The 22,983-nt window shown below is 57.6% G+C and carries 30 protein-coding genes; 12 read left to right on the plus strand and 18 right to left on the minus strand.

Annotation, left to right across the window (positions count from 1 at the left end):
• Positions 1 to 9: 9 nt before the first annotated feature.
• The 3 genes from AC2FFH_RS18680 to pip form a co-directional block, all read right to left on the minus strand.
• Positions 10 to 888, minus strand: a complete 879-nt coding sequence (locus AC2FFH_RS18680) for a hypothetical protein (protein ID WP_496845068.1) — start codon at positions 886 to 888, stop codon at positions 10 to 12.
• 132 nt (positions 889 to 1,020) lie between these two features.
• Entirely contained in the window at positions 1,021 to 1,842 is an 822-nt protein-coding gene (locus tag AC2FFH_RS18685) for an ABC transporter substrate-binding protein (RefSeq protein WP_472722370.1), read from the minus strand.
• Positions 1,839 to 2,816, minus strand: coding sequence for a prolyl aminopeptidase (gene pip / locus AC2FFH_RS18690; protein WP_496769661.1), 978 nt, complete (start codon positions 2,814 to 2,816; stop codon positions 1,839 to 1,841). Before pip ends, AC2FFH_RS18685 begins: the two co-directional genes overlap by 4 nt.
• Before the next feature lie 48 nt (positions 2,817 to 2,864).
• Here pip and ubiG point away from each other — a divergent pair, with 48 nt between their 5' ends.
• Entirely contained in the window at positions 2,865 to 3,611 is a 747-nt protein-coding gene (gene ubiG / locus AC2FFH_RS18695) for a bifunctional 2-polyprenyl-6-hydroxyphenol methylase/3-demethylubiquinol 3-O-methyltransferase UbiG (RefSeq protein ID WP_496769658.1), read from the plus strand.
• A 72-nt stretch (positions 3,612 to 3,683) separates the two neighbouring features.
• Here ubiG and AC2FFH_RS18700 read toward each other — a convergent pair whose 3' ends face one another.
• The 5 genes from AC2FFH_RS18700 to AC2FFH_RS18720 all read right to left on the minus strand — a co-directional run bounded on the left by AC2FFH_RS18700 (position 3,684) and on the right by AC2FFH_RS18720 (position 6,782).
• On the minus strand, positions 3,684 to 4,091 hold the full coding sequence (locus AC2FFH_RS18700) for a hypothetical protein (protein WP_496845069.1): 408 nt from the start codon (positions 4,089 to 4,091) through the stop codon (positions 3,684 to 3,686).
• Positions 4,092 to 4,473: 382 nt separating this feature from the next.
• The gene (locus AC2FFH_RS18705) at positions 4,474 to 4,914 is read right to left on the minus strand and encodes a MarR family winged helix-turn-helix transcriptional regulator (protein WP_496726678.1); all 441 of its coding nucleotides are present in this window, start codon (positions 4,912 to 4,914) and stop codon (positions 4,474 to 4,476) included.
• Positions 4,915 to 4,928: 14 nt separating this feature from the next.
• A complete protein-coding gene (locus AC2FFH_RS18710) occupies positions 4,929 to 5,759 on the minus strand; it encodes a carbon-nitrogen hydrolase family protein (RefSeq protein ID WP_496726679.1) in 831 nt (276 codons plus the stop codon).
• Entirely contained in the window at positions 5,759 to 6,016 is a 258-nt protein-coding gene (grxC, locus tag AC2FFH_RS18715; RefSeq protein WP_108861637.1) for a glutaredoxin 3, read from the minus strand. Before grxC ends, AC2FFH_RS18710 begins: the two co-directional genes overlap by 1 nt.
• A 37-nt stretch (positions 6,017 to 6,053) precedes the next feature.
• Entirely contained in the window at positions 6,054 to 6,782 is a 729-nt protein-coding gene (locus tag AC2FFH_RS18720; RefSeq protein WP_496769650.1) for a ComF family protein, read from the minus strand.
• A gap of 16 nt (positions 6,783 to 6,798) precedes the next feature.
• On the opposite strand from AC2FFH_RS18720, the gene AC2FFH_RS18725 reads away from it, so the two are divergent.
• Positions 6,799 to 7,629, plus strand: coding sequence for a methyltransferase domain-containing protein (locus AC2FFH_RS18725; RefSeq protein WP_496769648.1), 831 nt, complete (start codon positions 6,799 to 6,801; stop codon positions 7,627 to 7,629).
• A 57-nt stretch (positions 7,630 to 7,686) separates the two neighbouring features.
• A complete protein-coding gene (hemH, locus tag AC2FFH_RS18730) occupies positions 7,687 to 8,736 on the plus strand; it encodes a ferrochelatase (RefSeq protein WP_496769646.1) in 1,050 nt (349 codons plus the stop codon).
• 76 nt (positions 8,737 to 8,812) lie between these two features.
• Here hemH and AC2FFH_RS18735 read toward each other — a convergent pair whose 3' ends face one another.
• Together AC2FFH_RS18735 and AC2FFH_RS18740 are read right to left on the minus strand one after the other, a co-directional pair.
• Positions 8,813 to 8,995 carry a hypothetical protein gene (locus tag AC2FFH_RS18735; RefSeq protein ID WP_496726682.1) on the minus strand — a complete coding sequence of 61 codons (183 nt, stop codon included), beginning with the start codon at positions 8,993 to 8,995 and terminating at the stop codon, positions 8,813 to 8,815.
• Positions 8,996 to 9,135: 140 nt separating this feature from the next.
• Positions 9,136 to 9,735, minus strand: coding sequence for a L,D-transpeptidase (locus AC2FFH_RS18740; protein ID WP_496736884.1), 600 nt, complete (start codon positions 9,733 to 9,735; stop codon positions 9,136 to 9,138).
• A 169-nt stretch (positions 9,736 to 9,904) separates the two neighbouring features.
• Here AC2FFH_RS18740 and dalA point away from each other — a divergent pair, with 169 nt between their 5' ends.
• A complete protein-coding gene (dalA, locus tag AC2FFH_RS18745; RefSeq protein WP_058276578.1) occupies positions 9,905 to 10,420 on the plus strand; it encodes a divisome-associated lipoprotein DalA in 516 nt (171 codons plus the stop codon).
• A gap of 61 nt (positions 10,421 to 10,481) precedes the next feature.
• Here dalA and AC2FFH_RS18750 read toward each other — a convergent pair whose 3' ends face one another.
• The 7 genes from AC2FFH_RS18750 to AC2FFH_RS18780 all read right to left on the minus strand — a co-directional run bounded on the left by AC2FFH_RS18750 (position 10,482) and on the right by AC2FFH_RS18780 (position 15,265).
• Positions 10,482 to 10,946: a PTS sugar transporter subunit IIA gene (locus AC2FFH_RS18750; protein ID WP_058273066.1), complete on the minus strand. Its 465-nt coding sequence runs from the start codon at positions 10,944 to 10,946 to the stop codon at positions 10,482 to 10,484.
• 60 nt (positions 10,947 to 11,006) lie between these two features.
• Positions 11,007 to 11,570 (minus strand): ribosome hibernation-promoting factor, HPF/YfiA family, encoded by a 564-nt coding sequence (gene hpf / locus AC2FFH_RS18755; protein WP_058273067.1) that lies wholly within the window; start codon positions 11,568 to 11,570, stop codon positions 11,007 to 11,009.
• A gap of 253 nt (positions 11,571 to 11,823) precedes the next feature.
• Positions 11,824 to 12,582: an LPS export ABC transporter ATP-binding protein gene (lptB, locus tag AC2FFH_RS18760; RefSeq protein ID WP_058272996.1), complete on the minus strand. Its 759-nt coding sequence runs from the start codon at positions 12,580 to 12,582 to the stop codon at positions 11,824 to 11,826.
• Positions 12,582 to 13,073, minus strand: coding sequence for an LptA/OstA family protein (locus AC2FFH_RS18765; RefSeq protein ID WP_058272997.1), 492 nt, complete (start codon positions 13,071 to 13,073; stop codon positions 12,582 to 12,584). The genes lptB and AC2FFH_RS18765 overlap by 1 nt, the downstream gene beginning before the upstream one ends.
• A 3-nt stretch (positions 13,074 to 13,076) precedes the next feature.
• Entirely contained in the window at positions 13,077 to 13,676 is a 600-nt protein-coding gene (gene lptC, locus AC2FFH_RS18770; RefSeq protein ID WP_058272998.1) for an LPS export ABC transporter periplasmic protein LptC, read from the minus strand.
• A gap of 15 nt (positions 13,677 to 13,691) precedes the next feature.
• Positions 13,692 to 14,654 carry a KpsF/GutQ family sugar-phosphate isomerase gene (locus tag AC2FFH_RS18775; RefSeq protein WP_496779932.1) on the minus strand — a complete coding sequence of 321 codons (963 nt, stop codon included), beginning with the start codon at positions 14,652 to 14,654 and terminating at the stop codon, positions 13,692 to 13,694.
• A complete protein-coding gene (locus tag AC2FFH_RS18780; protein ID WP_496726685.1) occupies positions 14,651 to 15,265 on the minus strand; it encodes a ribonuclease D in 615 nt (204 codons plus the stop codon). Before AC2FFH_RS18780 ends, AC2FFH_RS18775 begins: the two co-directional genes overlap by 4 nt.
• A 134-nt stretch (positions 15,266 to 15,399) precedes the next feature.
• On the opposite strand from AC2FFH_RS18780, the gene AC2FFH_RS18785 reads away from it, so the two are divergent.
• From AC2FFH_RS18785 to AC2FFH_RS18820, 8 genes are all read left to right on the plus strand, one after another.
• Entirely contained in the window at positions 15,400 to 15,663 is a 264-nt protein-coding gene (locus tag AC2FFH_RS18785; protein ID WP_496769641.1) for a metal-sensing transcriptional repressor, read from the plus strand.
• Between the two features lie 3 nt (positions 15,664 to 15,666).
• Entirely contained in the window at positions 15,667 to 16,899 is a 1,233-nt protein-coding gene (locus tag AC2FFH_RS18790; RefSeq protein WP_496845070.1) for an MFS transporter, read from the plus strand.
• 34 nt (positions 16,900 to 16,933) lie between these two features.
• Positions 16,934 to 17,362 (plus strand): Lrp/AsnC family transcriptional regulator, encoded by a 429-nt coding sequence (locus AC2FFH_RS18795; RefSeq protein ID WP_109311283.1) that lies wholly within the window; start codon positions 16,934 to 16,936, stop codon positions 17,360 to 17,362.
• 73 nt (positions 17,363 to 17,435) lie between these two features.
• Positions 17,436 to 18,125 (plus strand): lytic transglycosylase domain-containing protein, encoded by a 690-nt coding sequence (locus AC2FFH_RS18800; RefSeq protein ID WP_496845071.1) that lies wholly within the window; start codon positions 17,436 to 17,438, stop codon positions 18,123 to 18,125.
• A gap of 9 nt (positions 18,126 to 18,134) precedes the next feature.
• Positions 18,135 to 20,222, plus strand: a complete 2,088-nt coding sequence (gene flhA / locus AC2FFH_RS18805; protein ID WP_496845072.1) for a flagellar biosynthesis protein FlhA — start codon at positions 18,135 to 18,137, stop codon at positions 20,220 to 20,222.
• Complete coding sequence (locus AC2FFH_RS18810; protein ID WP_496726690.1) at positions 20,219 to 20,992, plus strand: flagellar biosynthetic protein FliR; 774 nt, start codon at positions 20,219 to 20,221, stop codon at positions 20,990 to 20,992. The genes flhA and AC2FFH_RS18810 overlap by 4 nt, the downstream gene beginning before the upstream one ends.
• Entirely contained in the window at positions 20,989 to 22,074 is a 1,086-nt protein-coding gene (gene flhB, locus AC2FFH_RS18815) for a flagellar type III secretion system protein FlhB (protein ID WP_496779923.1), read from the plus strand. Before AC2FFH_RS18810 ends, flhB begins: the two co-directional genes overlap by 4 nt.
• Positions 22,074 to 22,436: a hypothetical protein gene (locus AC2FFH_RS18820; RefSeq protein WP_496779921.1), complete on the plus strand. Its 363-nt coding sequence runs from the start codon at positions 22,074 to 22,076 to the stop codon at positions 22,434 to 22,436. The genes flhB and AC2FFH_RS18820 overlap by 1 nt, the downstream gene beginning before the upstream one ends.
• Before the next feature lie 18 nt (positions 22,437 to 22,454).
• On the opposite strand, the gene AC2FFH_RS18825 is transcribed toward AC2FFH_RS18820, so the two are convergent.
• Positions 22,455 to 22,982: a flagellar basal body-associated protein FliL gene (locus AC2FFH_RS18825; RefSeq protein ID WP_496845073.1), complete on the minus strand. Its 528-nt coding sequence runs from the start codon at positions 22,980 to 22,982 to the stop codon at positions 22,455 to 22,457.
• Between the last annotated feature and the right edge of the window lies 1 nt (position 22,983).

The raw sequence follows: 22,983 nt of genomic DNA on the forward strand, positions 1-22,983 counted from the left end.
GGAAAGCTCCTATTCCGCCGAAGATGCAAAAAGCGCAGGCTGCGTGTTGCGTGGGTAGATAATCACCGAAAGAGTGCCCCTGCCCTGAAACTGCTCGGCATTCGCCGTCCGCGGTGGGAAGAGTTGATCAAAGGCCACCCGGTTCAGCCCCAGCTTCATTTCCGAACCCGACAAAAACTCGAACGGTGTCCGCGCGGCACAGGCATGAAAAACAGGATCTTGCCGCACCGTGAACTGACGCATGATATTGGATGACCCGCCGGTCGGTTTGATCAGGACGGTAATCCCCGGTTTCAAAAAACTGTCAGGGCAGGTGTACACCATCGGTTTTTCGTTTCCGTTTGCGTCATGCAATAACACACCCTCGGCCGTTACCTCGTGCTTGAAGGGGCTGAACACGGTCTCTTGCTGAATGAAGTTGGTGTAAAGCGTCGCAAATAGCTGGCTGTCACCACGCGGTTCCGACTTTATACCCTCGTACAGATCAGCGATGGCCTGCCACATCCTTGAGTCCGCCCCACGCAGTGTTCCGGGCAGCGAAAACGGACCTTCCAGATCATACAGCACGTCGCGCAGCCCGGCCGACAGGGGATCCTCCTTTTCCAGCCCTCTAATCTCGTGAACCAGATCCGAATCGTTCAACGCATAGTAACCATGCGACTTCAGCGTGCGGGTCAGAGCCCGCATATCGGACAGTTTCCGCGCTGTCGTCTCTGCACTATCTTCGGGGTTCGCCTCTACGGCCTCAAAACCCTTGTCCAGCAACTGAGTCAGCGACTGCCCTTCGCGGGCATCCAGCTCTATCGTCCCGTTTTTGCTGACTTTTACGGTAACGTCTTTACCTGATTTCAGGGCAAACACCGCAACAACCGCCAATGCTACGGACAAAATGGATATTGATATATTCTTTAAGCTTTCAACCCTCATGGGAATTCTCCCATTTTCGAAACAACTAAGCTAATACAGCGCGTACAATAGCAAAATTTTGCACAAAGTAGAAGTCAGGCGAATTTTCGGCGTTTAAATCAACCACCAACGCTCGGCAACGCGGCCATCATCCAGGGGGCGATCCGTTCCGATCTGACGGGGCATGCCGACATGCCCTGCTACAGCCAGCGCCATATCGGATTCGCTTGGAAAAAAGCGCAATCCGCGGTGCGGGCTGAACCCTTCGCCCTGCGGCAGTGCCGCGATATCCACAAAGCCGTCTCGCAACGCCTCGGTACGCACGCGAGCGTCGGGAATCACGATAACTTCCAGGGTTTCGGCCCAGCCAGCCAATCCATCCTTGTAGTGGCCCGCCACACGGCGCCCAAGGAAATGACGATCATCCTCCGCCCGTTCAACTCGGTAGCATCCGGTGCCGTTCGCCGCCTGCAAGGGCGTGACACCTTGCCCGTTGCGCGTAATAACGAACCTGCTGTCGGCCAAAAGGAAGGGTAGACCCGGGTTGGCCTGAGCCAACTCCAGACGCACGCGATTATCTGACAAGGCGTCGACCTGCCCGACATCGCCCAGAACCGCCATCACATCCCTTACATCAAGGACTGCACCATCGTGAAAACGAGCGTTCTCGCGCAGATCAAAGCTCCAGATGCGGGCTTGGGAATCAGTTTGCCAACCGGTCGCAAGCTCTCCGCGCAGGGTGCCGTCAGGTGCAATCTCGGTCAGGGTGTCGAACACGGCCCCACGGGCCACCTGCTCCAAACTGTCATCGCGGGGCACGGCAAGGCGCAGCGTACCACCCACTTTGGGCGTATCCGCCAGCGAAGCGCCCGTCGCCGCCAACAAGGCGGCAGCAGCACCAGACGCAAACAAAGCGCGACGGTCGATGCGTGTCATAATGCGCCCTCCGCCACGCGGTCCATGATGCGAACCAATTCCGCGCTAATTCCGGGTTCGGACAGCGCATGCCCGGCCTGACGCACCATCTTCAGCTCGCCATTGGGCCACTGCTGGGCAAGGTTCCACGCGGCCTGAGGCGGACAGATCATGTCATACCGACCCTGCACGATATGGCCGGGGATATGTGCGATTCTGTCCATCTGGTCCAGAATCTGCCCGTCCCGTTCAAGGAACGCGCGGTTGATGAAATAGTGATTCTCAAGCCGCGCAAAGGCGCGCGCGTATTCTCCGGGGCTTTCCCCGGTTGCGCCATGTGAATGGATTGAGGCCAGCGCATTTTCCCAACTGGACCAGGCCCGGGCATACAGGATCTCGGTCGCGCGATCCCCCGAGAACAGGCGCTTGTTAAATGCGCCTATGGTGTCACTCAGCTCATTGTCGGAAAGAAGAGCGGTGAACTTCGCCCATTGCTCGGGCCAAAACTTTCCCGCGCCGCCGCCGTAAAACCAATCCAACTCGGCCTGCGTCGCTAGGAACACACCGCGCAGCACCAGGCGATTGACCCGATCCGGGTGGGACTGCGCATAGACCAGCGCAAGCGTTGCCCCCCAGCTGCCGCCAAAGACAATCCAGTCGTCGATATCCAGCAGAGTTCGCAGACGTTCGATATCGTCCACCAGATGCCATGTGGTGTTATCCGTGACCGAGGCATGCGGGCGTGACCGTCCACATCCACGCTGATCAAACAGAATCACCCGATAGACGTCCGGATCAAAATAGCGCCGCATCGCGGGGCTGCAGCCACCGCCCGGGCCTCCGTGCAGAATCACCACCGGAATGCCGTTGGGATTGCCGCATTGTTCCATATAGATACGGTGTCCGTCGCCCACATCGACCATACGCTGATCGAAAGGATCGATCGGCGGGTACAGATATTGAACTGCGCGCTTTTGGTCCGGGTACTTGTCCATTATGGCCCTATATAGTCCTTAAGCGTAAAAGAGCATACGGAGACAGGAATGCAAGCGCATCCGAACACGGTTGACCCTTCTGAGATCGCAAAATTCGAAGCGATGGCCGCAGAATGGTGGGATCCTCACGGAAAATTCAAACCTTTGCACATGCTGAATCCCTGTCGGCTGGATTATATCACACAGCAGATCGCGGGCGAATTCGATCGCGATTTGAAGGCCGCAAAGCCGTTCGAGGGCCTGCGTTTGCTGGATATCGGCTGCGGCGGCGGGCTGCTGAGCGAACCGATGGCCCGCCTTGGGGCCGAAGTGGTCGGAGCGGATGCCGCCGAAGGCAACCTGCCCGTCGCGCGCATCCACGCGGAACAATCCGGGCTTGAGATCGACTACCGCCACACCACTGCCGAGGACATGGCCGCTGCAGGCGAACAGTTCGACGTGGTGCTGAACATGGAGGTGGTTGAGCATGTGGCCGACCCCCTTGGTTTTCTGACCGCATCGCAAGACTTGCTGAAACCCGGCGGTTTGCTGATCTGTTCCACGATCAACCGCAACCCGAAATCTTATGCGATGGCCATTTTCGGGGCCGAGGTCGTCATGCGCTGGCTGCCGCGCGGCACGCATGAGTGGAACAAGTTCATCACCCCGGATGAGTTGTTCGACCTGCTGCGTCAGGCTGGACTGGAACCGGTGGATCGCAAAGGGTTCGTATTCAACCCGATCCTGTGGAGCTGGTCGATCTCGGACCGAGATCTGAGCGTGAATTATGTGACGGCGAGTGTGAAACCGGGGTAGGATGGGTGCTTGCAGCCATTATTCCAACGACAATACAGACGCGATGGGTACAAGCACCCATCCTACGATTTCTTAAAACTCTAAACGGGTCAGTCCAAAAGCAGGGCCAAAACCAGCAGCTGTTAGCTCGCTGCCAAGTGCGTCACTAAGGAAAAAATACCTGAACATATTGGGATCAATCCAGACTGCTGGACCATTTACCGATCTGGTATCCGGCACAAGGCAATCAGCAAGTGAGGCATCAGGCTTAGGCTTAGGCTTAGGCTTAGGCTTAGGCTTAAACACCTCGCGCCCAGGCCACACATGCACAACATCGCTCTTTGCAATATCGATTGCATGACCTTGATTCTTGAAAATTAGAGCATATGCCACACCATCAGGCGGGGCCTCTGTATCATTACCAAAAAGTTGCGTTTTTTGCAGGCGTGCCTGGCCCAAATCATAGTGCTCAAAAATCTCCGCAACATCCGCACGTAACATTGGGTGCCCTGCACTGAACACCGGAAGTATAGTGCTCGGTGGTGCCTCGCTTAGGTTCCAATAGAGTTCATTCGGCACTGCTTCTGAGTCGACATGCTCGCCACGGGCATTCTTCTTATTTCCGTCACTATGTTTCTTAGCGATTTCGACATCTTCGTCGCGAAACTTGATCGAAGTGATCTTGTTTCACATTGGTTCAGTGACAAAACCAATGCTGAGCTCATGTCTTTGGTAAACATCGCTAACCCAGATTGCGCCACTCGGTTTTGAAGTCTTCAGGTGAGATCGATTTTGTTGATCTTCGTTAGCGGAGGTTGGCGAAGTCACGTTCTCTGAAAGCACACTGGATTTCCGTCGCTTCCTAAACCAACGCATGACCTTCCTACTCCCCCTCCAACTGCAACCTCAAATCCCGCAGCACGGGCAGCGTGCTGCGGACCCGCTCCAGCCCCAGTTCTCCGACCACGCGGTTGATCAGTGGGGCGATCGACGCAATCGCCTGATCGCGCGCTCTCCGGCCAGCCGGGCTGATCGCCACCATCTTGCGGCGGGCGTCGTCCCAGTCGGGGCGGATGTGGATGTATCCGGCCCATTCCAGCTTGGCCAAAGTGTTGGTCATCGCCCCTCGGGTCACGTGGAATGTGTCCGCCAGTTGGGCCGGGCTGCGCTCATCTCCGACGAACACCAGATGGTTCAGCACCGAGAAATGCGAAATCTCCATGCCCTTGGGCAGCACTCGGCTAAGCCGGTTGCGCAACAGCTGATCGGCGGTCAGGATTTCGCTGAACAGCGTGACCGCAAGGGCATTGTGTTCGTCAGTCATGGTCCGGTTCTGGATCAGGGTCCGTCAAAGCGACGGGTGTGAGTAAGTGAGGGCACCCGTCGGCGCGCCTCAGACACAGAACTATCACGCAAATCGAAAATGTGAATGCCCGGATCGGTCCCTGCGTCGATGACAACCTCTCCCCAAGGGGCAATTACCATGCTGTGGCCATAGGTATGGCGCGTTTTTCCTCGGGTTTTCGGATGTTCGCCGGTTTGCGCCGGGGCCAGCACCCAACAGCCGGTCTCGATCGCCCGCGCACGCAGCAGCGATTCCCAGTGCGCAGCCCCGGTCACCGGCGAAAACGCCGCCGGAACCGTCAGGATACGTGCACCCGCCTGCGCCAGCGCCGCGTAAAGCGCCGGGAACCGGATGTCGTAACACACCGTCATGCCAACCTTGCCAAAATCGGTGTCGGCAATCACCGCCTTGTCGCCGGGCCGGTAGTTTTTCGATTCGCGGAAGGTCTCGGTTTCGGTAACCTGCACGTCAAACATGTGAATCTTGTCATACCGCGCCACGATCTGCCCCTGCGGGTCAATCATGAAGGATCGGTTGGCAAACCGCCCGTCCGCGTCATGGGTCTTGATCGCTAAAGACCCGATCATCAGCCAGACACCCAGCGCGGCGGCCTGATCCCGCAGGCCCGCCAACGTCTGGTCGTCTTCTTCGTGCTGCAGAACCTCGCGCTGCCGCGTTGTGCTGGTGGACACGCAGTTCGTCACCTCAGGCGTCAGGATGAACCGCGCGCCTTGTGCCGCAGCCTCGGCCATCATGGCGCGCACCCTGTCCAGGTTTTCGACCGGATCGTCCGACGAGGTGATTTGCAGCAGCGCGGTCTTCATCAAGCTGCGAGCAGGCGATCCAGCTTGCCCTGACGCTCCAACTCATACAGTTCGTCACAGCCGCCCACGTGCTGCGCACCGATAAAGATTTGTGGCACGGTTCGTTTGCCACCGGCGCGCTGGATCATCTCGGGCTTGCGCTTGGGGTGCATCAGCACGTCGACTTCCTTGAATTCGACGCCTTTCTGTTTCAGCAAGCGTTTGGCCGCGTGACAAAAGCCGCAGAGCGGCGAGGTGTAGATTTCTACCGGTTTCATATTCCGTACCTTCGCGTTTCGCATAATCTTGGGCGAATTAGGCATCCTTGGCAACGCGCGCTAGGGTCAACACGGAAATATGATTTGCTCCGGATGCAAGGCAGACACGCGCGCAAGCCGCCAGTGTTGCGCCGGACGTCATCACATCATCCACCAGCAGGATATCGCGGCCCCGCAAGCGGTCTTGCCGCTTTGGATGGGCGATGATCGCGCTTTTAAGGACTTCAGCCCGCTCTGCCGCTGTTTTGCCATCCAGAACAGGCGTCTTTCGGTGGCGAAGCAAAAGGTCCGGGCACACCTCAAGCCCTGCCTCTTTCCCAAGGTGCTGCGCCAGTAGGGCGGACTGGTTGTACCGGCGTTTCAACAACCGGGACCAGTGTAAAGGCACCGGCGCAAGCAGCATCCCTTCGCGGAACATCTCTTGCCCGGCCCGCGCCAGCCAGCGTGCGGCGGGGCGCGCCAGTTCGGGCCTGTCACCATGTTTCAAGGCCAGCACCAGCGACCGCGCTTTGCCATCGTACAAAAGGGCCGAACGCCCATCTTGCCAGGGGCGCGGCGCAGCCAAGCAATCGTCGCACTCAATCCGGTGACCGTCTGAAACCCCCGGTAGCGGCACCCCGCAGCTTTCGCAAACAACTCCACCGATAAAGAGCGTCTCGCGCCAGCAGGGCCCACACAGCCCGAAATCCGATTCGGTCAGGTCCCCGCATCCCAGACAGCGCGGCGGATAGATCAGCGCGACAGCGGTTTGAATCCGGTGCCACATGCGATAATTGCGCCCTATGAAACTGCCTGAGTCCAATACACCCTCTTTGTTTGATCGCCAGGTCCTTACCCAGCACCGCGCCCGCGCGAAGGATGAGGCCCTGTTCCTGCATCGTGCCGCTGTGGACGAAGTGCAGGATCGGCTCTCCATGGTTAACAAAACCTTTACGGCCCCGGCGATCGTGACGCCATTTGCTCATATCTGGCAGGACGTGCTGCCCGGGACGCGGATCGTTGCGGATGATGAGGTTCTGGATCTGACCCCCGGTGCGCATGATTTGGTCATCCACGCCATGGCGCTGCATTGGGCCAATGATCCTGTTGGGCAACTGATCCAATGTCGCCGTGCTCTGCGCCCCGACGGGTTGCTGTTGGTTGTGTGTCTGGGCGGTGAAACACTGCACGAGCTGCGCGCCGCACTGGGACAGGCCGAAATCGAAGTGACCGGAGGCCTCAGCCCCCGTATCGTCCCGATGGCCGAGCTGCGCGATCTTGGCGGGTTGCTGCAACGGGCGGGGTTTGCGCTGCCGGTCGCCGACACCGCGCGCCTGACGGCGGAATACCGCGACATACTGCACCTGATGCATGACCTGCGCGCCATGGGTGAGACCAACAGCCTGTCCGGGCGCATGAAACAACCCACCAAGCGACAGGTTTTTACGCGCGCACAGCAGGTCTATGCCGACAACTTCTCAACGCCCGGGGGGCGGTTGGCCGCCACCTATGAATTGATCTGCCTGACCGGCTGGTCTCCCGATGACAGCCAACAGAAACCATTGCGCCCCGGATCAGCCAAAGCCCGGCTTGCGGATGCGCTGGGCACAAAAGAAGGTAAACTGTCCAATTGACGACCGGGCTTTTCCGGTTATCTCAGGCCAGTACAGAGAAATCTCAGGAAGCAACAGATGTTTGACGCCACTCGCCCCGATCATGCCGCCGCAGACCATCCAAAGGTCAAAATGGGCCGCGTCGGCATTCTGCTGGCCAATCTCGGTACGCCGGATGACTACAGCTATTGGCCGATGCGCCGGTATCTGAATGAGTTTTTGTCGGACCAGCGCGTAATCGACTATCCCAAGTGGAAGTGGCAGCCGATTCTGCAAGGCATCATCCTGTCCAAGCGCCCGTTCAGCTCGGGTGAGGCCTACAAGTCGATCTGGAACCACGACAAGGGCGAAAGCCCGCTTATGACGATCACCAAGGACCAGACAGCCAAGTTGCGAGACGCAATGCAGGAACGTTATGGCGATCAGGTGATGGTCGATTTCTGCATGCGCTATGGTAACCCTTCGACCAAATCCAAAGTGCGTGAGATGGTTGCCGCAGGCTGCGACCGCATCCTATTCTTCCCGCTCTACCCGCAATATGCGGGCGCGACGACTGCAACAGCCAATGATCAGTTCTTCCGCGCGCTGATGGACGAAGCCTGGCAACCTGCGTCTCGCACCGTTTCAGCCTACTTCGACGAGCCTGCTTATATCGACGCTTTGGCCGGGTCAGTGGAAAAAGCCTATTCCGCGCTGGAGACCAAACCGGATATCTTGGTTTGTTCTTATCACGGCATGCCAGAGCGCTATTTGCAGCAGGGCGACCCCTATCATTGCCAATGCGCGAAAACGAGCCGATTGCTGAAGGAACGGCTGGGCTGGTCGGACGATCAGCTGGTCTCAACCTTCCAATCGCGATTCGGTCCCGAGGAATGGCTGAAACCCTATACCGTGGATCACGTGGCTGATCTGGCGCGGCAGGGAAAGAAGAACATCGCCGTGATAGCGCCCGCGTTTTCCGCCGATTGCATCGAGACGCTTGAAGAGATCAACGAAGAGATCAAGGAAAGCTTTGAAGAGGCTGGCGGTCAGACCTTTACCTATATCCCCTGCCTCAATGACGATGATTCGCACATTGGCGCACTGGGCAAGGTAATCGAAGACAATCTAAAGGGCTGGCTCGACTGACCGATTCCCACCAAATAAATATGAAAAAAGGCGGTGGATCACTCCACCGCCTTTTCTCTAGATTTAGCTCGTCAAATTAGCTTGCTGCAACAGCTGCGGCAACTACGACCAGCAGGACCAGCGGCAGGATGATACCCTGCGACGAACCCTGAGTTTCCTCTACAACAACCGGTGCTTCAACAACCGGCTCTTCCAGGTTACCGGCATAAGCGGTCGAAGCAGCAGCAGTAAATGCAGCGGCGAGAACGAGTTTTTTCATATTAACCTCCAGAGTTTGCACGGCTCCATCAATCGGATCCGCACACCTAAGACTTACCTCGTGGTTTTTTTCTAATCAGCTATATGGCTGGAATGCAATTGCAACTTGAGCCACAAGCGGGTTCGTGCGCGAAAATGTCGTCATATTAGCAACACTTGCGTGCCGACCTTCGCCATCGAGAACAGTTCAGCGATATCTTCGTTGAACAGGCCGATGCATCCGTTCGACGACCGGCGACCGATTTTGCGCGTGTCATGCGTTCCGTGAATCCGGTAGTATTTCCAACTCAGGTATAAAGCATGTGTTCCCAATGGGTTATCAGGGCCCGGTGGAATATGGTCCGGCCATTCGGGATTTCGTTTCTTCATAGAAGGTGTCGGCGACCAACTGGGACCCTCAACTTTGCGGATGACGCTGGTGCGGCCCCGGCGGGTCAATTCTTCGGTCAGCGGAACGGATGAGGGGTAGAGTTTGTATACAGATTGATCATCTGACCAATAATGCAGCGCTCGGGACACCGTATCGACCAGAATGGCCCCATTTCTCGTATTCGAGAAATAAGGCTGCCAATCCAGGGCGCGGAACCCCGAGACATTGCGACGCACGTCTGGCTCGGCCTCGGGGGCTGGGCGCAGTGGGTCACCAGGAACGTACTGGGCAATCGCCGGCGATGCCAACAAGGCCGAAGCGCCGGCCAGAAATGCTCGGCGGCTAGATGAATGAATGGGTTTCTTGACCATAGTGACCGGTCCTTTGCGAAAGTTGTCCTGAAATTTTCACGTATTTTATTGCCAGAATGCGTCAATCGCAAATCAAACCGGCAGAAACATGCAAGAATCAGCCATTGCAGGTTTGCCGAAGGCTGCATGGCGCGCTATGCCGTATGTCGACACAATAATCAGGTCGATCATGACGCGTATTATCACATTACTGTTTCTTTGCTTTGTTGCGCTGGCTGCATGTACCCCAAGCAGCACCCCAACTTACGGATCGGATGGCCGTCCACTGCCGTCGGTCTACAAAATCCGCGGCAACCCCGAAAAGCTCCAGTTCCGTATGCTGGATTCGGTAAATGCCTTGCGCCAGGCTCAGGGTTTACAGGCGGTGCAGCTGAACTCGCAGCTGAATGCCGCGGCCGCGACCCACTCTAAGGACATGGCGCGCCAGAACCGCCCATGGCACTTCGGTTCGGACGGATCGTCGCCCATAGATCGCGCGCAACGCGTTGGTTATTACGGAACTTTCCTGGGTGAGGCGATTTCGGAAACCTATGAGACCGAAACCGAAACCTTGGCCGCCTGGATGCAGGAACCTGGCCCCCGAGCCGTGATCATGGACCCGAAAGCCTCACAAATGGGCTTTTCTTGGCATCAGGAAAGTGGCGGGAAAATCTGGTGGACGCTGGAAATGGGAGCAGGCGGGTAACCAAAAGCCGCCTCGAAGAAAAAAGCCCCCACCTTTCGGGGGCTTTTTTATTTCAGCAAGGTCAGGCGGCCTGCATGGACTGCGCTTCGGTCAGAATCGCGTAAAGCTTGACCGGATCAGGGTTGGCCCGCAGCTTTGTGCAAACAGACGTATCACGCAGTGTACGTGACACCAGCGCAAGCGCCTTAAGGTGATCGACACCCGCCTCTTCCGGCGCAAACAGTGCAAAAGCGATGTCCACCGGCTGCCGGTCGACCGATCCAAAATCAATCGGTTTTTCAAGCATTACAAACACACCCGAAACAGAGTCCAGATCTGTCAGCCGAGCGTGTGGCAAGGCGACACCGTGTCCAACCCCGGTCGGTCCAAGGCTTTCGCGCTCCAACAAGCAATCGACGACAGTCTGCGCATCCAGATGCAAAGTTCCGGCGGCAACATCTCCAATTTCCTGAAACAACCGCTTCTTACTAGAAGCGGCGGACAACACACGTACTGCTTCGGGCTTTAATATGCTCGAAAGCTCCATCATCACGCTCCACGGCGGGGCCCCTGCAATTGCAGGGGCGTGCCTTGCTAGTCTTGCCTGTTACGGATCAATCCAGCCGATATTACCATCTTCGCGACGGTACACGACATTCAATCCGTCCTTGTTTTCGTTCCGGAACACCAACACCGGCGCACCGGCAAGTTCCATCTGCATGACCGCCTCTCCAACACTCAGCGATGGGATCTTGGTTTCCATCTCAGCCACGATCATGGGCTGCAGAGTATCGGGCTCGTCAGCCGTCTCCGATTCGTCAGAGGCGAGGATATAAGACGACGCTCCGAAGAGTTCAACAGGCTCGGACCGATCCTTGTGGTGGTCTTTCAGTCGGCGCTTATAACGGCGCAGTTGCGTTTCCATCTTGTCGCAGCATCCCTCAAACGCCGCGTAAATCTCGGTTGCGTGTGCCTTGGCCTGAGCGGTCAGACCAGTGGAAAGATGCACTGTGGTTTCGCATACATATTCATGCGCTGAACGGGAAAAGACGACGTTGGCATCTGTCGGACGTTGGGCATATTTGCCCACGACCTCGCCCAGTTCGGTCTGCACATGAGTCTGCAGGGCCGCACCGATGTCGATCTGTTTTCCGCTGATTTGGTAACGCATGTGATCTCCTTCACAATTCACACCCATTTCTGACGTCACGTAATGCGACGCGCTTGTTTTTATCGGGTGGGGGACATCGGCAAATCCTGCGGTAACCGCACCGGCCCCCCTTCCAGGAAGGGACGTCGTGATCCAGTCGGGAACCGAAGAAATGCCATAGTCCAATTGAGGCAAGAGACGGCGGGAGAGTCAATCAAAACAGGCGTGTATATACGTGATTTCCGCCATGCGCCTGGCGAAAATCTGCGCAAGCTTATGAAATACGGAAGTTTTCGCCCAGGTAGACCCGGCGCACGTTTTCGTTTTCCACCACTTCGTCGGGTGTGCCGGACATCAGGACCTGACCGTCATGCAGGATGTAGGCACGATCCACGATCTCTAGTGTTTCGCGCACGTTGTGATCGGTGATCAACACGCCGATTCCACGCTTTTTCAGGTCCGCAACCAGATGGCGAATATCCCCGACGCTGATCGGGTCGACACCTGCAAAGGGTTCATCCAACAACAGATATTTCGGGTCTGCTGCCAAACAGCGCGCGATCTCGACCCTGCGGCGTTCACCGCCCGACAAGGCCAGCGCGGGTGCGCGGCGCAGGTGTTCGATCGAGAAATCGGACAACAGTTCTTCCAGCCGCTCCTTTCGGCGGTGAGCATGGTTGACGGTAATATCCAGAACGGCGGCGATATTGTCCTCGACACTCATGCCACGGAAAATCGACATCTCTTGCGGCAGATATCCGATCCCAAGTCGCGCACGGCGATACATAGGCAGCGTTGTGACAACCTGACCGTCAATCGTAACAGTGCCGGCCTCAGGAAACACAAGTCCCGCGACCGAGTAGAATGTGGTGGTCTTGCCTGACCCGTTCGGACCCAACAGCGCCACCACCTCGGATCGACCCAAGGTCATGGAAACGTCGCGTATCACCGTCTTTTTTCGGTACGACTTGCGAAGTTTTTCGATTTTCAGGCCAGACGCGCCTTCGGCTACCGTCAGGTTTGGCTGAGCCATCAGTTGGCCCCCTGCTGCAGGATGGTCTTCACGTTGCCGGTCATCGTCGCTTTGCCGGTGGTCAGGTTGGCGTTCATCTGGTCGCCGCTGATCGTGCTTGGACCCTGCAACAGTAGAACGTTGCCCTTCATGACGATCTCACCTGAATCGATGGTGTATTCCGCCCAGTCGCCTTCGGCCGCATCCGGAGGGCTGACCAGAATCACATCTTCGGTCGCTTCCATCCGTTCGATGCCTGAACGGTCTTCGTTATAAATGACTAGCACGCGTTCCGCCGTCAGACGCATTTCGCCCTGAATGACGATCACGTTCCCCAGAAACTCGGCCGAGCCGTCTTCCTGATTTACGTTCAGCTTTTCCGAGGTTACCTCGACCGGCAGGCTTGGGTCGGCATTGGCCGAACCGAAAGCAACCTGAGTTTCCTGCGCTGTCGCAGAGATCGCACCAGTTACCAGAGCAGCGCTTACAAGGGCTAATCGAAAATAGAACACAGGTTATCTTTCTGCTTTTTGAGGCTCATACACCAACTTCACGCCATCTGTAAAAATAATATGGACCGGTCCATCTTTTTTTTCAGTCCCAAAAGTCATTCTGCCCGCAGTAAAATCACCAATAATACCGGTTCCGTCGACCTGACCGGGCGTGTCGCCCTGAATTTCGTCCAGCGCGGTGTTCAACAGATCCGTTGTGACGACGATGCCGTCCGTTGTTGTTATAACCACATCCCCGACAAAGGTAGCCGTATTCTTGTCCGGACGGATCATGCCAGAGTTGGAATCCAAAGTGATCACGCCGCCATTCAGCAGGCCAAAACGACCCCGAAACTCGGCCGCTGTTGGCGCTTCGCCCTCAGTACCCTGCGTTGCCCGGCTTGCCTCGATTTGAACGTCTTCACCCTTGCGGGTTGTTCCTTGGTAGTTGGGCTGCGTCACCACCTGATCCGCCAAACGTTCATCGATATCCTGCTGGTTGAAGGGCACGGACACATTGGTTTCGATGCTGCGCGACAGTAGGAACACGGTCGACAGCATAGCGATAGCCACCAGTGGCAGCACCACCTTGAAGAACTGTACCCTGCGTGAGTGTCCGTCCACCGCACTACCCTCCGCTTAGCCCAATCCGACGCGCAGGCAGTCGTGGATATGCAACAGCCCCTCGGCTGGGCCCTGTGTCTCGGGGTCTACCACGAACAGCGAAGTGATCTTGCGGTCGTTCATGATCGCCACCGCCTCTTCCGCCATTGCATTCGGGGAAATGGTCAGCGGATTGGTGGTCATGACCTCTTTGGTGGTCTTGTCCAGAAGGCCGTCCATATTCCGGCGCAAATCGCCGTCAGTCACGATGCCAATCAGGCGGCCCGTCTCATCCGTCACGCCGACAACGCCAAAGCTTTTCTGGCTCATGACCAGCAGCGCCTCGCTCATTGGGGTACCCTCAGACACAACTGGCAGATCGGCGTGCATCAAATCCCGCACCTTTGAAAGCTGCGCGCCCAGCTTGCCGCCGGGGTGGAAGGCGCGGAAGTCCTCGGGCTTGAAATCACGGTACTTCATCAACGCAATGGCCAGCGCGTCCCCCATCGCCAAGGTCAAAGTGGTCGAGATCGAGGGCACCATGCCAAAACCGCAAGCCTCGCCCAGCGACGGGATCAGCAGATGCACATCCGCCTGCGTCATTAGCGTGCTTTCCGGTTTGCTGGACAAGCCGATCAACGGAATGCCAAAGCGGCGGGTAAAGGCCAGCAGATTGACCAGTTCCGGCGCTTCGCCCGAGTTTGAGATGGCCAGAACCACATCGCCTTTCGACACCATGCCCAGATCGCCATGGCTGGCCTCGGCAGGGTGTACGAAATAGGCCGGCGTGCCGGTGCTGGCCAGCGTGGCGGCAATCTTGTGGCCAATATGACCCGATTTGCCGATACCGCTGATGATGATGCGGCCCGGAGCCTGCAGGATCATCTGCACAGCATCAGCAAAATCTTCATTCAGGCTTTCGGCCAGCACGTCCAACGCGCGGGCTTCGTCGGTGATGACCTGACGTGCGGTTCTCAGGAATGCTTCGGTATCGGTCATGAGTGCGCAAAAATATCCGTTTCGGGCCAACCGGCGAGGTCCAGTTTCGCACGCATCGGCAGGAATTCAAAACAGGCCTGCGCCATTTCGGTGCGGCCTTCGCGGGCCAAGCGCCCGTCCAACGCCTCGCGCAGCTGATGCAGGTACAGTACGTCCGAAGCCGCATAATCCAGCTGCGCATTTGTCAGGGCTTCGGCGCCCCAGTCGCTCATTTGTTGCTGTTTGGAGATATCGACACCGATCAACTCCTGACACAGGTTCTTCAGCCCGTGGCGATCCGTATAGGTTCGCACCAACCGGCTGGCGATCTTGGTGCAATAGACCGGAGCCGCCAGCGCGCCAAACGCGTGGTACATCGCAGCGATATCGAAACGCCCAAAGTGGAACAGTTTCAGCACGTCGGGGTTTTCCAGCATCGCACACAGGTTCGGGGCCTCGGTCTGCCCCTTTTCGACCTGGACGATGTGGCTGTTTCCGTCGCCGCCTGACATCTGGATCACGCACAGCCGGTCCCGATGCGGATTCAGACCCATGGTCTCGCAGTCGATGGCCACAACAGGGCCCATATCCAACCCGTCCGGCAGGTCGTTTTTGTAAAGATGATTTGCCACGGGGCTTGTCCTTTGTCCGGTATCGTCCCCGAGATAGGAGGTTTGGTCCCTAAACTCAACGCCATCCATAACGGGGCGGCAGGGACCCGTACGATACGTTGACGATATCCCTATGGGGGGGATAGGGTTATTACATGACACAGCACAAACACGAGTCGCACCCGCAGATCCATGCGCGTTTGAAACGGGCGCACGGACATTTGGCCAGGGTCATATCCATGCTCGAAGATCAAGAGCCCTGCACCGACATCGCACAGCAGCTTTTTGCGGTTGAAAAGGCGATTACCAACGCCAAACGGGCCTTGATCCACGATCATATTGATCATTGCCTGTCGCCAACCACCGCAGCCAAAGACCCGGACGTGGAAGACTTCAAAACCATCACAAAGTACCTCTGACCGATGCTGAGCGTCCTGAAGAACCGTGTCTATCGGCATTTACTGGCGGCTCAGGTGGTCGCGTTGATGGGAACCGGGCTGGCGACGGTTGCCTTGGGGTTGCTCGCCTTTGATTTGGCCGGTGACGCGGCAGGTATGGTTCTGGGAACCGCCCTGACCATCAAGATGGTGGCCTACGTGGTTGTCGCCCCGCTCGCCGCTGCGTTTGCGGAGCGGCTGGACCGACGCAAAATGTTGGTGGTGCTAGATCTGGTGCGTGCGGCCGTTGCGCTTTGTCTGCCGTTCGTAACCGAGATCTGGCAGATCTATGTGTTGATCTTCCTGCTGCAATCGGCCTCTGCCGGTTTCACCCCTGCCTTTCAGGCAACGATCCCGGATGTTCTGACAGATGAGCAGGACTATACCAAAGCCCTCTCGCTGTCCCGGCTGGCCTATGACCTCGAAAGCCTGCTCAGTCCCGCTCTGGCTGCAGCGCTGTTGTTGATCATGAGCTTCGACAGCCTGTTCTGGGGCACAAGCTTTGGGTTCATTGCATCGGCAATCCTTGTCGTGTCGGTCGCCCTGCCTTGGCCCAAACCGACGAAACGGAGGGGGATTTACGACCGGACGACCCGTGGCATCCGCCTATACCTTGGTACGACACGGTTGCGCGGCTTGCTGGCGTTGACCTGGACGGCCGCGTCAGTCAGCGCGATGGTTATCGTCAACACTGTCGTAATCGTGCGCGCTGATCTTGGGCTGTCGGAAAGCGCTGTGGCCGTAGCATTGGCCGGGTATGGGGGCGGCTCGATGGTGGCGGCCTTCATCCTGCCGTCTCTTCTGAACAACTACGAGGATCGCAGCGTTATGCTGGCTGGTGCAGCATTCGGGACACTTACGATGGCCGTTGCAGCGGGGTTGTTCGCCTCGACCCAGATGACTTTGTGGGGGCTCGCAGTGTTATGGGCAGGTGCTGGCTTTGGCTATTCAGCCACTCTGACACCCTCCGGCCGTCTGCTGACACGCACGGCCCGCCCGGAAGACCGACCAGCAGTTTTCGCCGCGCAGTTCACCCTGTCCCATGCCTGCTGGCTGGTACTGTACCCGATGGCCGGGTGGCTGATGACCACCAAAGGAACCGAACAGACATTGATCTGGATGACTGTGGCGGCCCTTTTGGGGCTTGGTGTTGCGCTTCTGATCTGGCCGCGCTCCAGGCAGAAAATCACGTCGGGCGAACACGCTGACAAACCTTGAGCATCCCAAGGTATTTGCACTACACCTTGGCCCTATGGATCAGCTTGACCGCCGCATCATCACAGCCCTGCAGCACAACGCCCGCGAATCTACGACTAAGATCGCGGCGAAACTCGGTGTGGCCCGGACCACCGTGCATGAACGCATCCAACGGATGGAAGAACGCGGCGTGATTGCCGGGTATTCGGTGGTTCTGAGCGAGCCCGAAGACGCCCCGCGCGTTCAGGTCGTTGTCTTGCTTGAGGTTCAGCAAAAAGAGACCAAACGTATTATCAAGCGGCTGGAAACTTATCCCGAGGTCAAACTCTGCCTGTCGATCAATGGGGAATTCGACCTGCTGCTGTCCGCCGAAGCCCCCAGGATCGAGGATCTGGACATTCTGGTCGACGAATTGGCAAAGATCCCCGGGGTTTTGCGAACCAACACCAGTGTCGTGTTCGGCCGCCGGATCGACCGAAACTGAGCGGCCGATAACCCTCTGTAAACCCTGACACAGCTAGCTTGGCCCGGACTGATCAGAATCCCGGACCGGCAGAATGCCATATCGAACGATCTTAGGACTGACCTTGGTGACGCTGTTGGCTGCGCCGCAGGGTTTTGCCATGCCCAACACCCGAACAGCCCGCATCTGCGACCACGCCGCCCAGCGCGCCGCCCGGTCCGAAGGTGTGCCACAAGATGTCATGCGCGCCATTGTCCGCGTTGAAACGGGCCGCACAGCTGACGGGGCACTGCAACCCTGGCCCTGGACGATCAATGTTGAAGGAAAGGGCATTTGGTTCACCTCAGAGTTCGAGGCAAAATCATATGTGTTCGACATCTTCAAAGCAGGCAAACGCAGCTTTGATATCGGGTGCTTCCAGATCAATTACCGTTGGCACGGCAAGGCGTTCCGCTCGATCGACGCCATGTTCGACCCAGATGAAAACGCCACATATGCCGCGCGGTTTCTGAAAGATCTATATGCCGAGCTGGGCTCGTGGAAAGCTGCCGCCGGGGCCTATCACTCGCGCACACCCGCTTTGGCGAACGCCTATGTGGCGCGTTTTCAAACCGTTCTGACTCAGTTGGATCAGCAAACTCCAAACGCATTTGCGACGCGCGATCCGTTTACCGGGGCTGCCGATCCATTAATTCCACGTCGGGCAGAGCCTGCCAACACTGGCGCGATGGGATCGCTAGTACCGGTGGCTGGTGCCGCGACGGCCTTCATACAGTTCAACTAGGAGCTTTGTGTGCCCAAGATCGACGCCCGTTCGCTTTTCTCTCCGACCGTGCTGCTGGCGCTGGCGTTGATGACTGTCATCGTAATGATGATCCTGCCTATGCCCGCATGGGTTCTGGATGTTGGCCTGTCCGCCTCATTCGCGCTGGCGATTCTGATCTTCACACTGACGTTGTTCATCGAACGCCCGCTGGATTTTTCGTCATTCCCAACCATCCTGCTGGCCTCGCTGATGCTGCGACTGTCGCTGAACGTGTCCTCGACCAAGCTGATCATCGGTCAGGGGCATACCGGCCCTAACGCAGCCGGAGATGTGATCGAAGGCTTTGCGAACTTCGTCATGGGCGGCAGCATCTTTCTGGGCCTTGTCGTGTTTGGTGTGCTGCTGATCGTGAATTTTATGGTCATCACCAAGGGCGCGGCCCGCATGGCCGAAGTCGGCGCGCGATTTGCTCTGGACGGAATGCCCGGCAAACAGCTGGCCATCGACAGCGACATGTCCGCCGGGGCCATTGATCATCAACAAGCGAAAGAGCGCCGCGAACGTGAACAACAGGAAACCACGTTCTTCGGCTCGCTCGACGGGGCCTCGAAATTCGTCAAAGGTGATGCGGTTGCCGGGCTGTTGATCACGCTTCTGAACCTTGTGATGGGCCTGATTATGGGCGTGATCGTGCAGGGAATGCCCATCTCTGCCGCGTTTGAGACCTATGCCATTCTGACTGTTGGCGACGGACTGGTCTCGCAAATTCCCGCCGTGATCATCTCGATCGCTTCGGCACTTTTGCTGGCGCGGGGCGGAACCCAGGGTGCGACCGACAGCGCGATCTTCTCCCAACTGGGGCGCCACCCTGCGGCGCTGGGCACAGTGGCGATGCTGATGGTGTTATTTGCGTTGGTGCCCGGCCTGCCCTTTTTGCCCTTCATCCTTGGCGCAGGCGTTCTGGGCTATGCGGCCTATTCGGTGCACCGCAAACAGAAGGCCGAGGCCGACGCGGAACATGCGCCCTCGACGCAGGATGAGACCCCGGTCTCGCAGGCCATCGGGGACATTCTGGATCTGGACGACGTCCACCTGGAATTCGCCCCTGATCTTGTCAGCATGGTTCTCAACCCTGGCACCGGGCTGGACGCACGAATTGCCAATATGCGCACATATGTCGCCTCAGGCTTTGGACTGATCCTGCCTGACATCCGCCTGACCGACCGGGCGGAACTTCCACTGGGAACCTATGTGATCAAGGTACAGGGGGTCGAACAGGCACGCGGTGTTCTCAACCCTGATCTGGTACTGGCGCTGGTGCAGGACGGCCATGACATGCTGCCTGAAGGCAATGATGTGACCGAACCTGTTTATGGCGCTCCGGCGCGCTGGATTCTACCAAAGGATCAGGAAGCCGCGGCGCTGAGCGGCGCGACCATCGTTTCTCCCCCCGAGATTTTGGCGACACATCTGCTTGAGATCATCAAACAGAACTTCGCGCGGCTGCTGACTTTGAAATGCCTGCGCCGCCTGCTGTCCGAGATGACACGGCTTAGCGATCCGGTTCGGGCCGAAGCGAACCGCAAGCTGCTGGACGAGCTGATCCCGGACAAGGTGCCAATCGACACGTTACATTCTGTTTTGCGCCTGCTGCTGGAGGAAAAAGTCTCGATCCGTAACATGGCCCTGATCCTTGAAACTGTGGCCGAGGCGCGCTTGACCACGACGCAACCCGAAGGGATTTGCGAGTTGGTCAGGCAAAGATTGGGATTCCAGTTGGTTGCCGACATGAAGCGGGGGGACGGTTCCATTCCGCTGATCCAGCTTGCGCCTGAATGGGAAGACACGTTTGCCTCGTACCAGATCGACGCGCCCAACGCTGGATTGGATGTCGCCCTGCCGCCGAACCTGTTCAACAAACTGGCAGATGGTGTCGTCGAAACCGTCTCGCAATCCGCCGATCACGGGGTGTTCCCGGCAGTCGTAACCTCAACCCGCCGACGTCGATTGCTGCGCAAGATCATGCAGGCGCGGGGGGTGTCGAATCCGGTCCTGTCCTTTGAGGAAATCGGGCTCGAGGCCAGACCCGCATTGGTCGGAACGATACCCGCATGATCGCTGTGCCTCCAGCGTTGCTGCCGGAACTGGCAGATGGTCTGTGGCACCTCTTTGCCGTCTTCCTGCGCGTGTCGGCGCTGGTATCGCTGTTACCCGCCTTCGGGGAACGCAGCATTCCAACCCGCGTCAAGCTGGGGATCGCCGCGGCATTTACACTGATCGTGACGCCCGCCGTTCCAGCGCCTGACCACGGGCAAGGGTTATTGCCTTTGGCGCGGATGATTGGCTCCGAAACACTTGTCGGGCTGGCACTGGGCATTGGACTGCGCCTGTTCGTGCTGGCCTTGCAAACTGCGGGGTCCATCGCGGCACAATCGGCATCTCTGTCGCAGATTCTGGGCGGGGCCGCTGTCGATCCTGTTCCTGCAATGGGATATCTGTTGACACTCGCAGGTCTGACATTGGCGGTTCTGCTAGGCCTGCACATCCGCATCGCGCAATTTCTGATCCACAGCTACACGCTGTTTCCAATGGGCGTTGCTCCGCTGGCACCGGATATGTCGCAATGGGGCGTGAAACACATCGCGCGCAGTTTTGGTCTAGCGTTCAGCCTGGCCATGCCCTTCGTCATCGCGTCGCTGATCTATAACCTTGCGCTTGGGGTCATAAACCGGGCGATGCCTCAGTTGATGGTGGCCTTTGTCGGTGCCCCCGCGATCACCTTCGCGGGTTTGTTTCTGCTGTTTGCTGGCATCCCTTTGATCTTGTCAGTGTGGTCCGATGCCTTGTTCGCCTTCATTGTGAACCCGCTTGAGGTCAAAAGATGAGCGGTCAGGACGACGACAGTGACAAGTCCTTTGAGGCGACACCGCAAAAGCTGCAGAAAGCGCGCGAAAAAGGGGAAATCGCCAAGTCCAACGACCTGAACGTTGTGGCGGCCTATGTCGGTTTGCTGGTTGCTATGCTTGCTGCGGGGCAATTCGCGGTGCGCAACATAGGAACGTTGTTTGTCGTGTTGATTGATCAGGCAGATGATTTTGGCCAACTGCTGACAACAGGTTCGGCGTCCAGCCCCGTCGGGGGGATGCTGCAGACGGCTGCATTGTCTGTTTCGATCCTGTTTGGCCTGCCCGCCGCCGCCGTCCTGCTCAGCCTGATTTCACAACGTGCGCTGGTTTTTGCGCCCACCAAGCTGAAACCCAAGATGTCGCGCATTTCGATACCGTCCAATGCCAAGAACAAATTCGGGCGCAGCGGCTTGTTCGAATTTGCCAAGAGCTTTGCAAAACTGGTGATTTACTGCACATGCCTGGCGCTTTTCCTGCGGGCCAACCTCAGCGAGATTCTGTCCGCAAGCGCGACTCAAGCCCAGTCTTCAGTGATGCTTATGATGAATCTGCTGTTTCGGTTCATGTTCATCGTCATTGCGGTGGCTCTGACCATCGGTGTGGTCGACTACATCTGGCAATACGCCGAACACATGCGCAAGAACCGGATGTCGCGCAAGGAAATCCAGGATGAGACCAAAGATGCCGAAGGCGACCCGCATGTAAAACAGCAACGTCGTCAGCGCGCCCAGGATATCGCAACCAATCAAATGATGGCCGAGGTGCCAAAAGCCGATGTCGTGATCGTGAACCCAACCCATTTTGCCGTCGCGCTGAAATGGTCCCGGACCGCCGGATCGGCACCTGTTTGCGTGGCCAAGGGCGTGGATTCAGTTGCAGCCGCCATTCGCGAGGCCGCCGGGCAGGCCGGCGTCCCAATCCACCCGGATCCGCCAACAGCACGTGCATTGCATGCCACGGTCGAGATCGGGCAGCAGATCTCGGAAGAACATTACCGCCCCGTTGCCGCCGCGATCCGGTTTGCTGAGGCAATGCGCAAACGGGCGAAGGAGCAGATCTGATGAAACGCAAGCAGCTGCAGGATCTGGCAAAAGTGACCGAAGCCGCGTTTCAGCGAGAATTCCAATCCCTGCGCCCGTTGCTCGAGGCCGAGGCACGGGTACAACAACAATTGGCCCGACTTGACGCCCAAGTCCAACAAACCCGGCAAGAGACAGCGTCTGCGGAAGGTTACCGTATTACCGGAACGGATGTTCTTTGGAACGGGTGGGAATCGGCGGCACGCAGACAGCTCAACATGCAGCTTGCGCGGTTACGAGCACAAAAGCTGACAGCCCTTACGAATCTGCGCGTCGCATTCGGGCGCAAGCAGGCGGTTTCCAATTTATGCAAAAAACCCAATAAGGACTTGCCCGTGATCTAACCAGGGCCGGTCGACCCGTCACGTATCCTGACGGTTCACACTCATGATCAGAACCTTTGAAACATCGTCCCCTAAATCCTTGCGCGCCTCATCCAGCAACGCCTCGCGTAAGACCCCCAGGTTATCCGAGCGGGTGAAGTTCCCGTCAAAACCACCGGTATTGGCGTGGTCGAACAGTACCTGTAAAAAGCGGTCACGCAGTTTGGGTTCCGAGGCATAGAACGGCTCGGCCATTCCAGGTGTGACCTCAAGGCTTAGCGACATGGTGACAAGTGCAGCAATCCGATCCGATTCCACGATCGGAACCACGAATTGCTTGGTCAGCTTCAGATACTCATAAGAACCCAAACCGTCCTTTTTGTCCGCTTTGCCGGATTTTTTTGCCGTGGCTTTCGGGTCTTTCTTCTTAGTCTTGTCTTGTTTTGACTCGACGTTCATATCTTTGGCACCTTCTGCCTTTTTGTCCGAAGGGGCCAGAAACACGCCTGCCGCAATGCCACCACCCAAGCCCGCGAAAAGAAGGACGACCGGGATCAGTATTTTCATC

Source organism: Ruegeria sp. YTSC003 (genome assembly GCF_059609785.1).

What these genes read in the sequence shown, in the direction of transcription:
- AC2FFH_RS18735 (WP_496726682.1), bottom strand. Translation starts at nt 8,995, where the DNA reads ATGAAAAAACTCGTTCTCGCCGCTGCATTTACTGCTGCTGCTTCGACC.
- grxC (WP_108861637.1), bottom strand. Translation starts at nt 6,016, where the DNA reads ATGAAACCGGTAGAAATCTACACCTCGCCGCTCTGCGGCTTTTGTCAC.
- hemH (WP_496769646.1), top strand. Translation starts at nt 7,687, where the DNA reads ATGTTTGACGCCACTCGCCCCGATCATGCCGCCGCAGACCATCCAAAG.
- AC2FFH_RS18800 (WP_496845071.1), top strand. Translation starts at nt 17,436, where the DNA reads ATGCCATATCGAACGATCTTAGGACTGACCTTGGTGACGCTGTTGGCT.
- AC2FFH_RS18710 (WP_496726679.1), bottom strand. Translation starts at nt 5,759, where the DNA reads ATGAAGACCGCGCTGCTGCAAATCACCTCGTCGGACGATCCGGTCGAA.
- AC2FFH_RS18685 (WP_472722370.1), bottom strand. Translation starts at nt 1,842, where the DNA reads ATGACACGCATCGACCGTCGCGCTTTGTTTGCGTCTGGTGCTGCTGCC.
- ubiG (WP_496769658.1), top strand. Translation starts at nt 2,865, where the DNA reads ATGCAAGCGCATCCGAACACGGTTGACCCTTCTGAGATCGCAAAATTC.
- AC2FFH_RS18775 (WP_496779932.1), bottom strand. Translation starts at nt 14,654, where the DNA reads ATGACCGATACCGAAGCATTCCTGAGAACCGCACGTCAGGTCATCACC.
- pip (WP_496769661.1), bottom strand. Translation starts at nt 2,816, where the DNA reads ATGGACAAGTACCCGGACCAAAAGCGCGCAGTTCAATATCTGTACCCG.
- AC2FFH_RS18810 (WP_496726690.1), top strand. Translation starts at nt 20,219, where the DNA reads ATGATCGCTGTGCCTCCAGCGTTGCTGCCGGAACTGGCAGATGGTCTG.
- AC2FFH_RS18720 (WP_496769650.1), bottom strand. Translation starts at nt 6,782, where the DNA reads ATGTGGCACCGGATTCAAACCGCTGTCGCGCTGATCTATCCGCCGCGC.
- AC2FFH_RS18700 (WP_496845069.1), bottom strand. Translation starts at nt 4,091, where the DNA reads ATGTTACGTGCGGATGTTGCGGAGATTTTTGAGCACTATGATTTGGGC.
- hpf (WP_058273067.1), bottom strand. Translation starts at nt 11,570, where the DNA reads ATGCGTTACCAAATCAGCGGAAAACAGATCGACATCGGTGCGGCCCTG.
- AC2FFH_RS18750 (WP_058273066.1), bottom strand. Translation starts at nt 10,946, where the DNA reads ATGGAGCTTTCGAGCATATTAAAGCCCGAAGCAGTACGTGTGTTGTCC.
- AC2FFH_RS18785 (WP_496769641.1), top strand. Translation starts at nt 15,400, where the DNA reads ATGACACAGCACAAACACGAGTCGCACCCGCAGATCCATGCGCGTTTG.
- AC2FFH_RS18705 (WP_496726678.1), bottom strand. Translation starts at nt 4,914, where the DNA reads ATGACTGACGAACACAATGCCCTTGCGGTCACGCTGTTCAGCGAAATC.
- AC2FFH_RS18725 (WP_496769648.1), top strand. Translation starts at nt 6,799, where the DNA reads ATGAAACTGCCTGAGTCCAATACACCCTCTTTGTTTGATCGCCAGGTC.
- flhB (WP_496779923.1), top strand. Translation starts at nt 20,989, where the DNA reads ATGAGCGGTCAGGACGACGACAGTGACAAGTCCTTTGAGGCGACACCG.
- AC2FFH_RS18795 (WP_109311283.1), top strand. Translation starts at nt 16,934, where the DNA reads ATGGATCAGCTTGACCGCCGCATCATCACAGCCCTGCAGCACAACGCC.
- AC2FFH_RS18825 (WP_496845073.1), bottom strand. Translation starts at nt 22,982, where the DNA reads ATGAAAATACTGATCCCGGTCGTCCTTCTTTTCGCGGGCTTGGGTGGT.
- AC2FFH_RS18740 (WP_496736884.1), bottom strand. Translation starts at nt 9,735, where the DNA reads ATGGTCAAGAAACCCATTCATTCATCTAGCCGCCGAGCATTTCTGGCC.
- dalA (WP_058276578.1), top strand. Translation starts at nt 9,905, where the DNA reads ATGACGCGTATTATCACATTACTGTTTCTTTGCTTTGTTGCGCTGGCT.
- AC2FFH_RS18790 (WP_496845070.1), top strand. Translation starts at nt 15,667, where the DNA reads ATGCTGAGCGTCCTGAAGAACCGTGTCTATCGGCATTTACTGGCGGCT.
- lptB (WP_058272996.1), bottom strand. Translation starts at nt 12,582, where the DNA reads ATGGCTCAGCCAAACCTGACGGTAGCCGAAGGCGCGTCTGGCCTGAAA.
- AC2FFH_RS18820 (WP_496779921.1), top strand. Translation starts at nt 22,074, where the DNA reads ATGAAACGCAAGCAGCTGCAGGATCTGGCAAAAGTGACCGAAGCCGCG.